Annotated in this window: 13 protein-coding genes; 7 read left to right on the top strand and 6 right to left on the bottom strand. The window is 47.0% G+C overall.

All coding sequences use genetic code 11. The features are described 5' to 3' along the window. Positions 1–15: 15 nt before the first annotated feature. The 5 genes from BK127_RS20515 to BK127_RS20495 all read right to left on the bottom strand — a co-directional run bounded on the left by BK127_RS20515 (position 16) and on the right by BK127_RS20495 (position 3,747). Positions 16–789 (bottom strand): ABC transporter permease, encoded by a 774-nt coding sequence (locus BK127_RS20515; RefSeq protein ID WP_076233375.1) that lies wholly within the window; start codon positions 787–789, stop codon positions 16–18. Then, the gene (locus BK127_RS20510) at positions 782–1,717 is read right to left on the bottom strand and encodes an ABC transporter ATP-binding protein (protein ID WP_076233374.1); all 936 of its coding nucleotides are present in this window, start codon (positions 1,715–1,717) and stop codon (positions 782–784) included. The genes BK127_RS20515 and BK127_RS20510 overlap by 8 nt, the downstream gene beginning before the upstream one ends. 88 nt (positions 1,718–1,805) lie before the next feature. Next, positions 1,806–2,612: a uroporphyrinogen-III synthase gene (locus BK127_RS20505; protein ID WP_076233373.1), complete on the bottom strand. Its 807-nt coding sequence runs from the start codon at positions 2,610–2,612 to the stop codon at positions 1,806–1,808. Between the two features lie 24 nt (positions 2,613–2,636). Beyond that, positions 2,637–3,542: a YitT family protein gene (locus tag BK127_RS20500; RefSeq protein ID WP_372237364.1), complete on the bottom strand. Its 906-nt coding sequence runs from the start codon at positions 3,540–3,542 to the stop codon at positions 2,637–2,639. Then, positions 3,460–3,747 (bottom strand): hypothetical protein, encoded by a 288-nt coding sequence (locus BK127_RS20495; protein ID WP_076233371.1) that lies wholly within the window; start codon positions 3,745–3,747, stop codon positions 3,460–3,462. Before BK127_RS20495 ends, BK127_RS20500 begins: the two co-directional genes overlap by 83 nt. A 165-nt stretch (positions 3,748–3,912) precedes the next feature. Here BK127_RS20495 and BK127_RS20490 point away from each other — a divergent pair, with 165 nt between their 5' ends. The 4 genes from BK127_RS20490 (at position 3,913) to BK127_RS20475 (ending at position 7,322) form a co-directional block, all read left to right on the top strand. After that, positions 3,913–4,296, top strand: a complete 384-nt coding sequence (locus tag BK127_RS20490) for a hypothetical protein (protein ID WP_179097548.1) — start codon at positions 3,913–3,915, stop codon at positions 4,294–4,296. A gap of 122 nt (positions 4,297–4,418) precedes the next feature. Then, a complete protein-coding gene (locus tag BK127_RS20485) occupies positions 4,419–5,165 on the top strand; it encodes an ABC transporter ATP-binding protein (protein ID WP_076233369.1) in 747 nt (248 codons plus the stop codon). Further along, positions 5,162–6,346, top strand: coding sequence for an ABC transporter permease (locus tag BK127_RS20480; RefSeq protein WP_076233368.1), 1,185 nt, complete (start codon positions 5,162–5,164; stop codon positions 6,344–6,346). The genes BK127_RS20485 and BK127_RS20480 overlap by 4 nt, the downstream gene beginning before the upstream one ends. Before the next feature lie 40 nt (positions 6,347–6,386). Then, positions 6,387–7,322, top strand: a complete 936-nt coding sequence (locus BK127_RS20475; RefSeq protein ID WP_083689444.1) for an alpha/beta hydrolase — start codon at positions 6,387–6,389, stop codon at positions 7,320–7,322. A 165-nt stretch (positions 7,323–7,487) separates the two neighbouring features. On the opposite strand, the gene BK127_RS20470 is transcribed toward BK127_RS20475, so the two are convergent. Then, complete coding sequence (locus tag BK127_RS20470; protein ID WP_305954313.1) at positions 7,488–8,513, bottom strand: Gfo/Idh/MocA family protein; 1,026 nt, start codon at positions 8,511–8,513, stop codon at positions 7,488–7,490. Positions 8,514–8,701: 188 nt separating this feature from the next. On the opposite strand from BK127_RS20470, the gene BK127_RS20465 reads away from it, so the two are divergent. The 3 genes from BK127_RS20465 to lplT all read left to right on the top strand — a co-directional run bounded on the left by BK127_RS20465 (position 8,702) and on the right by lplT (position 13,253). After that, on the top strand, positions 8,702–9,550 hold the full coding sequence (locus tag BK127_RS20465; protein ID WP_256711386.1) for an AraC family transcriptional regulator: 849 nt from the start codon (positions 8,702–8,704) through the stop codon (positions 9,548–9,550). A 293-nt stretch (positions 9,551–9,843) separates the two neighbouring features. Next, on the top strand, positions 9,844–12,033 hold the full coding sequence (locus BK127_RS20460) for an AMP-binding protein (protein WP_076233365.1): 2,190 nt from the start codon (positions 9,844–9,846) through the stop codon (positions 12,031–12,033). Between the two features lie 5 nt (positions 12,034–12,038). Continuing rightward, entirely contained in the window at positions 12,039–13,253 is a 1,215-nt protein-coding gene (lplT, locus tag BK127_RS20455; protein ID WP_256711385.1) for a lysophospholipid transporter LplT, read from the top strand. Positions 13,254–13,337 lie beyond the last annotated feature (84 nt).

Here is a 13,337-nt window from a genome sequence, read left to right as displayed (position 1 = left end):
TCTACCCTATATCCGTTAGCTGGCAATATCACGCTTGGTGAAAAATAGCCAAGAAACCCCATAGAACACAACCCAATAAGCAACAAGCATTGAAATTGAAAAACCAAGCGACATTCCTTCCACCAACGGCTTCCCGCCTGAATGGTAGATAGATAAGTCTGTGTTGGCAAACAGCAAATATTTGACCCATGTATATTTGAATTGTGCCAAAACAAAAATCAGTCCGGATGAAGTCACGAACATCAGCAAAAACGATAACCCGATAGCAAGCGAACTGCTGCGAAAAGCAGCTGAAATCATAAAAGCCAAAGTAATCGACATCAGCAGATCAATACCTTTGAAGCCATACGTTTTCAATATGTCTGTGAACGAGTCCTGTTCGGGTATCATACCTCCAAGACCGAAAAATATCAGTCCAACAAAATAGGATGCGATCAGCAGAACCAGCAGCAATGTGATTAAAAAAAGCACAACGGATATATATTTAGACGCCAAAACCTTGGATCTTGTCGCAGGCCGGATTAATAGCAGTTTAATGGTTCCCCAGGTAAACTCCGAGGCCACGCTGTCACCAGCAACAATGACTGTAAAAATGAATACCAGTGTCGACAGACTTGTACTCATCGATACGAATGAAATCATACTGTTGAGACCCGACTCCACCACATATTTGAGCATAACCGCCCACAAGACGACAACCAACACCAATATCGCTAGCATAATCCACGTACGTGCCCTGCTGTATATTTTCATTTGCTCATTTTGGATGAGGCTGAGAAAGTTAGACAATTTGATTCCCCCTCGTAATTTCAAGGAATTGATCTTCTAGCGATTTGTTATGCGTCCGAATTCCGTACACGCGCACGCCTGCGCTAACCAACCGGGCATTCAGCTCGGCGATCTCTTCTCGTTCACTGGTCAGGCTTACAGTCAATACGCCGTCAGCTTGCTGCACAACAGCCTGTTCACCGACAAATTCCGCCGCCGCTCTGGCTGCTGCATCAAGATGATCCACATCGAATTGAACCTCAAGGCGTCCGGTCTCAGCCTGCATCTCCTTGAAGGATCTTACATCCAGCAGCTTGCCATTCTGAATGATCGCCACCCGATCACACATCAGCTCCATCTCAGAGAGTAAATGGCTGGATACGATAACGGCAAGCCCTTCTTCTCTGGACAGCTTACGCAAGTAATCACGCAGCTCGCGGATTCCCTCAGGGTCAAGGCCATTCGTAGGCTCGTCCAATATTAATACGGAGGGCCGATGCAATATAGCCTGCGCCACACCAAGCCGCTGACGCATCCCAAGCGAGTACGTCTTTACTTTATCATGAATCCGATGATCCAGCTTTACCAGAGCAATCACTTCGTTCATTCGTTCCTCGGTAATCCCCGGAATCATTCGGGCATAATGCTGTAAATTTTGATAACCGCTCAAAAACTTATAAAATTCGGGATTTTCCACAATAGCTCCAACATGCCTCATCGCTTGCTCAAATTGGTTCTTGATATTGTGGCTGCTAACAAGTATTTCACCTTCGGTCATCGACATCAGTCCTACAATCATCCGAATGGTTGTGGTTTTACCTGCTCCGTTAGGTCCCAGGAAACCGAACACCTCACCAGGGTGCACATCAAATGACAGGCGATCGATAATTGTTTTAGAGCCGATCCGCTTGGTCACATTACGAAGCTGTACGATACTATTTGATTCCATGAGTCCTCCAACTTAAATAAGGATAGGGTAACTTTTCAGGAAAAGTATACCATATCCTTTATTGTAGACCAACCTATGCATTCAGATACTATGCATTCTCGTAGTATTGAGCCAAAGTTACCATCATGCTGCCCATCCGTTCTTCCACGGGCGCAATCACGCGTTCCATGCCTTCATCTCGGAGCGCCTCCGCCGTCACCTTGCCTACCGCAACGGCAACGGTAATCTCACGAAAAGCGGTCAACAAGTCTTCACCCTGCCCCTGTTCGCGGGCATAAGCCATCATAAACCGTACCTGTGGTGTGCTTGTGAAGGTCACGGCGTCCACGGAGCCTGCAATAATTTCCGAAATCAATTGATCCAGTACAGCCAAATCTGGTGGAACATGAATATAAGGAAGAATTTCATAATATTCGGCCTGCTGCTGCCTCAGCCATTCCACAAGTCGCGGCGCATGATCGCCATAAAGCTGCAGCGCCACCCGCCGATCTTTGATATCATAAGGTTGGAGCACACGAAGTATACCAACGGTTGTACCATCATCATCGCGAACGGTGGGTACAAGACCGAGAGTTTTCAAATATTTCACCGTCTTGTAGCCTCTGGCCGCAATCTGTGTTTGTTGAAGACGTTCAACAAAAGCATCAGCCAGAGCCATTCGTTCAGCAGCCTGGTACAGCATCTCCGTGCCTACGCCCGTGGTCAATATGATCCAGTCTACGCCTTCTTCAATCAGCTTCCTTACTTCCGCCTCGACTTTATGGTCCTCAACCGCAACCGTCCCTTGAGCCGGACGAACCAATGGAATACCACCCATCTTTTCTACAATAATGCTTAACTCCGCAGCCTTGCGCGGCCCCGTGATAGCAATTCTTTTGCCTTCCAGTCTGCGCATAACCTTGTGCCTCCGATAAACAGCTTAGTGGATGTCTTTTTTCTTAAAGCGTCCGCCTTTGACATCATGTATATTGCCTACAGCCAGGAAAGCTGTTGGATCATAGTTTTCTACGATCGATTTCATCTTGGCTTCCTCCAATCGGGTAATGACACAAAAGATCACACGTTTCTCCCCGCCTGTGAAGCCGCCTTCTCCATCCAAATAGGTAACTCCACGTCCCAAACGACTCAATATCGCTTCGCCAATATCGCGGTAATTGTCACTGATAATCCATACAGCCTTCGATTCATCGAAGCCTTCGATTGTAATATCAATCATTTTGAAAGCTATGTAATAAGCAATTAATGAATACATCGCATGATCCCAGCCAAATACGAAGCCAGCACTGGCAAGAATGAACAAATTGAAGAACATCACGATCTCGCCTACAGAAAACGGCGATTTTTTATTCAGCAGGATTGCAACAATTTCCGTTCCATCCAGTGAACCTCCATAGCGGATAACCATCCCGACACCAATACCTAATATGATACCTCCGAAAACAGCCGCCAGAAGCGGGTCAATCGTAAAAGCCGGCACCGGATGCAGCAATGTGGTACCTACAGACATGATTAGAACACCAATGAGAGTCGATAACGCAAACGTTTTACCAATTTGCTTGTAGCCCAGAAAAAAGAAAGGTAGGTTAAGAATAAAGAGGAAGACACCCAGGGGAAGTGAAGTTAAATGGGACAAAATAATGGATATACCGACTACCCCACCGTCGATAATATTGTTCGGGACAAGAAAAATTTCCAGACCAACTGAAACTAAGCCTGCCCCGACCAAGAGGAATATAAAACGCTTAGCGACCTGGATCCTTGTCGCCCTCGAATGCTGAGGGTTTGGAAGATCCGAGCTTGGAACAAGTTTTGCTGACATGGTCATCGCCTCCTTCAGTATGATTTTCATTCAAACCAAATTCCATCGATATTTCGCGAATAATCAAATCGGTAGCCGATAGCTGACCGCAGATAAATTCTTTGGATATTTCCAAGCCCTGCATCTCTAGCTGTGCTGTTAAAGCTTCCTTGCGTACTTGCAGTCGTTCCAGATAGTGCTCAATCTTGGATTTACGATAAGTTTCCGCCATGCTTAAACCCTCCCGTAACTCCAGTGTTTTATATATATTGTATTCAAATGTATACAAAAAATCAATTTTTTTCTCATGTCATGTTCTGCTGACGTATCGGGCAACCTATCATTAATTCTCTCAAAAAAGGGGCTGACGGTTATGAAGGCTTTACCTATCCGGTTCATGATATCAATTAGTGCTGCGCTCATCAGTGTTTCCGTATTCATGTCAGTGACAGGCTGCGGAGGAAAAAAAGCAGAACAACAAAGTGGAAACCAGCAAAAAGCCCAGGGACAGCAACAATCAGGCAAACCGATCGACTCTGCACTCAAGGAACAAATGAACATGTACAAGGATATTAAGCAGTATGAATTTCAGGAATCCGAAAAGCTGCGCAAATCCAACAAGGATCAGCTAAAAAAGCTGCAGAAGGATCAGTCAGAATCGAGCTCCCAGACAAGTGATTCCTCCCAAAAACAGAAAAGCAGTTCAAAGGATGCTTCGAAGGAACAGAAGGGTTCTACAAATAAATCTTCTAAAGACGCTTCCAAGGATAAAGGGAAGTAAGGCTTCTGCTTCCTTCGTAGCCTCATCAACTCAACAACACGGGTATCTTAGGTCTTACTGGAAATCTGCTGCTATTTCCGCTACTCTTAGTAGATACGGATTTCAAGGGAGGACCAATAATCATGCAGCCGATTCTCGAAGTAGACGGCATTACCGGCGGTTACAGCCGCCTTCAGCCTGTACTGCATAACCTCAGCTTTCATGTGCAACCGGGAGAAATGATCGGCTTGATCGGGCTGAACGGAGCAGGAAAAAGCACGACCATCAAGCATATCCTCGGACTTATGATGCCCCATCAAGGGGAGATTCGTCTGAATGGACAGACCTTGGCCGCATCCCAGGAAAAGTATCGGCAAACGTTTGCCTATGTGCCAGAAAGCCCTTTATTATACGAAGAATTGAACGTTCGGGAACATATGGAGCTAACCGCTATGGCCTATGGACTGGATAGAGCTTCCTACGAGGAACGCGCTGCCGTGCTACTCAAGCAATTTCAGATGGATGCTTACCAGGAACGATTATCCTCCCACTTGTCCAAAGGGATGCGCCAAAAAGTCATGATTCTGTGCGCATTCCTCGTGCAGCCGGAGCTGTATATTATTGATGAGCCATTTCTTGGCTTGGATCCCTTAAGCATGCGATCTCTGCTGGAGCTATTGGTCAGTGTTAAACAAAGCGGTGCCTCGATTCTCATCAGCTCTCATATTCTGGCTACCATTGAACGTTATTGCGACCGATTTCTCGTCCTGCATCAAGGCAAGCTGATTGCTTCAGGTCCTGTAGATGCGCTGCAGGCTGCTGCGGGTATGCCCTCTGCGTCCTTGGACGATCTATTCTGCGAGCTGGTAACAAGGGGCGACCCGCGATGATGGATACCCAAGCCTTATACCGTCGCCGAGAGGCGGAATTCCTCAAAGAAATTCGTCCTTACTTGCATTACGCACTGCAAAGCTTGTCCATTGCTGCGGGTATCGGCTTTCTTGTCTTTATGATCGGGTATCGACAATTCCTGCAGTGGGTAACACCAGAGTTTCCTTGGCAGCTCACAGCGACGGTTTGTATGATGCTCGTGCTTGGCGGCGGCCGTATTCGTACCTATTTACAGCAAGCAGATACATTGTTCCTGCTACCGCAGGAGCCAGCGATGGCCATCTATTTGCAAACGGCAATGCGCAGAGCCCGGATTATTGGGTCTATTCTGACTGCCATTGGCTGGTTGATCGTCTGGCCGATGTATCATAAGCTTGCGCCTTCAAGCGGCTGGTTATTCTTATTGCTACTGCTCGTCTGGCTTGTATTTAAACAGGTGCTGCTGTTTGGCAAATGGACAGAGCAGCAGCTTCTGGAGCAGCGAACGCGTTACCTATTCATTGTGCTGCGTTGGCTGCTGTGCGCCGGACTGACCTACACCGTTTTCAAGCTGGGGCCTGGGTATGGAGCAGGGATACTAGCGGTTGGTTCTCTGGCTTACCTGGGTATTCTTCGGCTTCCACGGCAGTACAAAGTACATTGGAATTTGCTCATTGATTGGGAGCTACGGCATAAGGCGAGTATTTATCGGATTCTGAACCTGTTTATCGATGTGCCCGAGCTGCGCGGCAAAGCAAGAAACATACGTTGGTTAAATAAAATAGTAAATTTCATCCCGTTTCAACGTAAATCCACCTATAAATATTTATTTACGCTCGTTTGGCTGCGCTCCGAATTGTTCGGCATGACCTGCCGTTTCACTGTCATTGGTATACTGCTGATGGTCGCTTTTGACAATAAAATATTGGCAGCTGTATTGTATGCCATTCTAGCCATCTTTAGTGCTGTTCAACTTGCCGACCTGCTGCGTTATTATCGCGAGCATCTATGGCAGCATATATATCCGCTCTCACCACATCTGCGGAAGCAATCTCTGCGGGTAGTCCGCTTGACCCTGCATCTATGTATGCTCGTGCTGATCATTATACCTGCATTCTGGACACTGTCTGCGCCGCTATGGGCAGCAATCATGCTTATTATCGCCGCTTGCGGCTCTATGATCTACCATCGATTTAAATAAGCCATTCTAGAAAGGAACGATTCCCATGCGACCGACCTTGATGATTACAAGAGCAGCCCGTCCTCGGCGCACCCCCTTTAAAACCGTGCTGTTGGCCTTGATCCTGTTGGTTGTCATCCTATTGTTGGTCAGTGTCGGTGTTTCTACCTATGTAGGCTGGCAGTTGACTCATCCGGCACGCAAAGCGCTGGCCGATAGCCCAGACCGTTATGGACTAGCCTATACACCTATCCAATTTCCGAGCCGGTCTCAGGATGTCACACTGGAAGGCTGGTACATCCCGGCTGCTACGGAGCCAACACCGGACAAGCTGACAATCATTATGGCCCATGGTTATCGAGAAAACCGGCTGCAGAGCGGTGCAGAGGCCATCAAATTGACCAAGGCTTTATCCGCCGCTGGCTTTGATGTTGTGATGTTCGATTTTCGCAATTCAGGTGAATCTGGCGGTAACTTGACTACGGTGGGTTATCTGGAAAAGGCGGATGTGCTCGGAGCCATCGACTGGGTTCGAACTCATCATCCCGGACGTATAGCACTTCACGGATTTTCAATGGGTGCTGCAACCTCGCTGCTTGCAGCTGCGGATGAGCCTGATGTTGCCGGTGTCGTCGCGGACAGTCCCTTTAATCATCTAACTCGTTATTTGGAAGATAACCTTCCTGTTTGGTCGCACCTGCCGAGCTTCCCCTATACACCGCTTATTTTGGGGATTTTGCCTCGTTTGACGAATATGGACCCTGATCAAGTCGATGCGTTGAGCGCCGTAGATCATGTGTACCCGCGTCCTGTCTTGTTTATTCACAGCATAGAGGACCAATCTGTTCCCTATGTGAACAGTGAATCGATGTGGGCGAAGCATAAGGACCGTTTTCAAATTTGGCAGACGACCGGTAAAGAGCACGTCAAGTCCCATGCCAAATTTGCGAAGGAATATGAGGAAAAGGTTATTGCGTTCTATAAGCAGCTACAGTAGATCAATCCTAAGCCCCCGTAGTTCCCGAGGGCTTCTTCGGGCTTCAAAATCAAGAAAGAGTACTTGGTAAAAACAAAAAAACAGGGTGCCTCTAATCGTTCTAGAAGCACCCTGTTGGATCAAATATCATTAAATTGCAATCTTTCAGCAAAATTTGTTACTTTCCTACAAAACTATTTCTGCTCCATCGTAAACAATCTTTTGGCCAGTTCGTGAGGATTCATAAATGTCCATCACAACACGGAAACCATTGAAGCCTTCTGGTCCATCGATCCAGAACGGTTTACCTGCCAGCAGATGCTCATAGTAATCACGAATTTGCAGCTCGTGGCTCATTCCCCAATATGATTTCTCACCCAGAGTGTTGACCACAGGCTCCTCCAACGTGGTAAGCTTGCCGTCTTGATCAAGGTACAGCGAGTCGCCGCGCTGCAGCAAGGTGCCTTGCTCGAATACGAGCTCCACCTCAACCGGTGAGTTGCGTCCATATGCATTGGTTGCGTAGAAGATCGCAGTAGCTCCATTTTTAAATTCAATGTAGGCATGTGCCGAATCTTCCACTTCGATAACGCCCTCCAGGGAATCGGTAGAAATCGAGCCCTTTACGGATGAAATTTCGCCACCAAGCCATTGCAGTAAATCGACCGTATGAATCGACTGATTAATCAGTACGCCGCCACCTTCGGTTGCCCACTTGCCTTTCCACTCGGTTTCATAATAAGCCGCTGTCCGATTCCAGGTAACAATTCCCTTCATGCAGATCAGCTTGCCCAGCTCACCGGATTCAACATACTGCTTCATTCTTTTGGATGGGGCATTGTAACGGTTTTGAAAAATAACGCCTAGCTGTACATTCGGATTCTCGACAGCTGCCTGCAGCATTTTTTGAGCGGAAGCTATATTTTCTGCCATCGGCTTCTCGGTCAGCACATGCTTGCCTGCTCGCAACACATCAATCGCCATCGGAGAATGCAAGTAATGTGCCGTGCACAGGTGAACAACCTGAATATCATCGCGTTTGAGCATTTCCTTATAGTCGGTGTAATAATCGCAGCCGTATTCCTCTGCTACCTGACGTGCCCGGTTTTCATCAATATCTACAACCGCTTTCAAATCTGTCAGTTCCAAATCTGCTATTGCCTTTAAATGGACCCCTGAAATGGCTCCGAGCCCGATTATTGCTGTACCCAATGTTGTCAATGGATTCACCTAATTTCTTCAGATTGGTTATGTCCAAAAGCATATTCTTGAACATAAGATTAAAGTTAGCTTTATAATGCAGTATAATAAAAACAAATACATTGCGTCAATTGCCGTGTTTCTTGCTTTTTTTGACTTTATGCTGATGAGACCTTATTTATTCGGAAGGTGTGTCCTCTGTGAACTTCAATATCCATACTAATACTTCCCAGCTTCAATACAACCATAGACGTTTGTCGCCGCCGCCCAAGATGGATTTTCATTTGCATGAACGTTTTGAAGTTTATTTTTTTATTGCGGGTGACGTCAATTTTATAATCGAGAAAAAGGTATATCCGATGAAATCCGGCGACCTGCTCGTTATTAACAACCGCGAGCTGCACAAATCAACCTTCAAATCCGATGCACCGTATGAGAACATTGTTATTCACTTTGACCCTGAAATCGTTCAACCCTTTGAGTCCATATTTCAATATGGCCTGCTCGATTGCTTTACAGAGCGTGAATCCGGAGAGCACAATAAAATCCATCTTCAACCCCAGCAGCTGGAGGAGATCATGGCCTTGTACAAAAGGATCGATACCCTGCTGCTGCTCCCATCCGAAGAAACCAATCTGCTGTTGACGATTCATTTCATCGAGCTGTTGGTGCTGCTTAACCGTTCTTTCCGCAACAACACGGCTCTGTCGGAATCGTCTGCCGTATCGGAGAAGCTGGCACCCGTTCTCGATTATATCGATCATCATCTCGATCAGGATCTGACTCTGGAGATGCTCGAGCGGCAGGTGTACATGAACCGATACTATCTGAGCCGTCTATTTCGGCAAAGCACCGGTAGCACCATTCACTCCTACATTCTTATGAAACGAATTTCACGCGCCAAGAAGCTGCTGCATGACGGACACAATGTCACCGAAGCCTGCCAAATGTCTGGCTTTAACGACTACTCCAATTTCATCCGGATGTTCAAGCGTATCGTTGGTATGCCGCCAGGGCAGTATCGCAAGCAGATCGGGTTTACCAACTAAGGCTGCGGGAAGCAGACATTTGCTGTATGGCTTGCTTGAATTCGCAGCTTGCATCGCCTTAATAAGAAAACCTCTATCGAGGCCTTTCAAAGATGAGCGACCGCGGTTCAGAGGTAGTTTTTCTTGAAACATAAGAATCCTTCAGTTCCGCTGAAAACTGATAAATTCTTATGTTATCAGAAGGGTACTACATAAAGTTAGTACTCTTCTTTTTGCTGCCTTCCATGTACAATACAATTATCAACCATACTCAACTATACATTCATGCGTTCCATGTAAAGGAGTCGATTGCCATGTCCGTGCTTATCGCGTTCTTAAAAGGATTATTCCGGATCATATTCCGGCTCAAGCTATCCGGCTTGGAGAAGCTGGATTTCAGCCAGCCGACCATTCTGATGCCTAATCACGTATCACTGCTGGATGCGCTGCTGTTAGCACTCTATCTGCCTCAGGAAGCGACCTTCGTGGTGAATACATCGATTGCCCGCCGACTGCGATTGCCGCTTAAGCTGGTCCGGCATATTACTGTAGATCCACTTAATCCGTATTCGGTTCGCAAGATGGTCAAGACGGTACAAAGCGGTGTTCCGCTCGTTCTATTCCCGGAGGGGCGTATCACAACTACAGGCGGATTGATGAAAATATACAGCGGTATTGCTTACATTGCCTTAAAAACAGGGGCTAAGCTTATTCCCATCGCCATTAATGGAGCCGAACGCTCCAAGCTTTCCTATATCGGTCATAAAATCAAGACGGTCTTGTTTCCGGCAATCCGTATCCAGGTTGGTGACCATTTCCGAATCGAGCAGCAGCCGGGAGTATCCATGAAGCTGCAAAAGCAGCAGGCTGCGGATACGATTCTGACTACCATGCAGGAGCATTTGTTGAAAAGTCGCTTGAAAACGGAGGTAAACCTGTTCAACGAACTGCTGCTGCAAGCTTCCCTTTATGGACAAACGAACAAAATTTGCGAGGATTTAACACAGAGCCTTACCTATAAAAAGCTGATCGTCTCCTCTTACGTATTCGGGCGTAAGCTGCGTCCCAAGCTTAACAACCAAGCCGCTATCGGTTTGCTGCTGCCTAATTCGATTGCTCATGTGATCGCCTTGTTCGCTCTGCTGCGTCTTGGGAAAACACCTGCCATGCTGAACTTCTCGGCCGGACAGCAAAGCCTTCTGGATGCTTGTGAAACAGCGGTGCTGCGTACCATAATCACCTCCCGCCAGTTCATAGAGAAGGCCAAGCTGGAAGCCACCATTCAGGCCTTGGCACAGGAAATCACGATCATTTATCTGGAGGATATTAAGGACGAAGTCAAGCTGTCCGACAAGCTTGGAGGCTTGCTTGATTATTGGATGAGCGCACAAGCCGAGCAAGGGTTTCGCGATATCATCCTGTTCACCTCCGGCAGTGAAAGCAAGCCCAAGGGTGTCGTTCTCGGGCATGATCAATTGTATGCGAATATTCAGCAGTGCAAGGCTGTATTCGATTTTACTGCGGCTGACAAAATGTTCAACGCACTGCCGATGTTTCACAGCTTCGGTCTGACTGCAGGCACCCTGCTGCCTATCCTTACCGGAGTGCCGGTGATGCTCTATCCAAGTCCCTTGCATTATCGCGCCATTCCCGAGGTCGTCTATGATCGCAATGCGACGATTTTATTCGGAACCTCAACCTTTCTCGCTGGATACGGTCGGGCTGCACACCCATATGACTTTCATTCACTGCGAATTGTTGTAGCAGGAGCCGAAAAGCTGAAGGATGAGGTGCGCGAGCTGTGGAGCCAAAAGTTTGGTATCCGTATATTCGAAGGCTACGGCGCAACCGAGGCTTCGCCAGTCGTCTCGATCAATTCACCGCTCAACTACAAAAGAGGCACCGTCGGCAAGCTGCTGCCGAGCATCCGTTACAAGATTGAACCGATACCTGGTATTGAGCATGGCGGCAACCTGCTTATTCAAGGTCCTAATATTATGAAGGGTTACCTGATTCATGGTAAGGGATTTGTTCCTTGCCCTGAATGGTACGATTGCGGAGATGTTGTAGAGTTGGATGCACAAGGTTTTCTGAGCATTAAATCGCGGCTGAAGCGTTTTGCCAAAATTGGCGGAGAGATGATTTCCCTGCAGTTGGTTGAAGAGCTTGCTGCCGCCTGTTATGGTGACATTCCGGTTGCAGCAATCAGTGTAGCCGACGGCCGCAAAGGAGAGCGTATTCTGCTGTTCACCACCAAGGAAGGTCTGAATTTACAGGAATTTAAGGCTAAGCTTAACGAAAAAGGATATACACCGATGCTGCTGCCTTCCAGATTACAAGTTATTGATAAGCTGCCGCTGCTTGGCAGTGGCAAAACCGATTACGTGACACTGAAGAAACACGTTGAAGCGCGCACGAGCAAGGAGTCTGAGATTGTTGTAACCGTGCAAGCATCTACTGACGCATTGACAAATGTCTTGCCCATTGCCATTAGAAGGGATTGATATGTATGAAAGAGCGGGCCCTAAACGCCTTATATGTCACTCAATTTTTGTCAGCTTTCTCAGACAACATGTCCCTATTAGTCATTGCCAGTCTGTTAACAAAAAATGGATTTTCGCCCGAATCATTAGCCTTGGTGACAATGGCGTTTTTCCTTCCCTATATTTTGTTAGCCCCCATTGTCGGTCCATTTGCAGATAAAATGCCAAAATCCGTCGTGCTCATTATAGGCAATCTGATCAAGCTGCTGGGTATCTCTGCACTCATCTTTATTGATCAATCCAATATTATTTTATTAATGCTCAGTTATTTTACCGTAGGCGTTGGAGCCGTTGTGTATTCACCAGCCAAGTATGGGATATTACCAGAGCTCATCGAAACCGACCAGCAGCTGTTTAAAGCTAATTCCAGAATTGAAGCTTACACGATCCTGGCCATCCTGACAGGGATCGGTGGAGGCGGTGCTATTGTCTCCGTAACCAGTACGGTACAATCGTCACTCATCTGTGTGCTGCTATATGCTTTATCACTAGGTGTGACTTTCTTGATTCCACGTATGCCGGGAGATCAGTCCATACGCTATACGCGGGAAGCTCTACAGTTTTTCAAAAGTGTAACGACACTGCTGAGCCATTCCAAAACCAACTTTTCCCTGATCGGTACAGGAGCCTTCTGGATGAGCTCAGCCGTACTTCGTACGGCCGTGTTAGCCTGGATACCACTTGCTCTGGGGTTTAGTCCTGAGGATTTCAGTGTTTCTCTGATTCTCGCCACCACGTCGATCGGGATCGTGATTGGTGCATTCCTTGCTCCTAAATTTGTTCAGCTTCAGCAGTATTACAAATCGATTATTTACGGCTTTTTGATGGTAATGCTCATCTTTATTTTCCCATGGCTGCATTCTACCTCAATCACCATCGTATTTTTATTAGCCGTAGGCTGTATGGGCGGGATTTTCATTGTGCCGATGAACACGGTGCTTCAGGAAGAAGGAACGAAAATGGTAGGGGCTGGAAAAACGATAGCCGTGCAAAATTTTGTTGAAAATATATTGATGGTGATCGGATCGGGGCTGTACTATTTGGTCATTGAACAAGGAGCGTCGATCTCGATGGCCATTGTTATTCAAGGTGCGATTATGCTGCTCATTCTGTTGTACCTAGGCTCGAAGATCAATAGACATTCATCACCGATGCATGTGGGTGGAAAAAGCCTCAAATAAGGCCGGCTGCTGCTGCCTGGACTTTTCGCTCTTACGCCGACTATCCAGATTGATGAGTTATGCAACAGAAAACAGACTCCAGGG

The organism is Paenibacillus sp. FSL H7-0331 (genome assembly GCF_001956045.1).
This window is presented reverse-complemented; position numbering and strand designations above follow the sequence as displayed.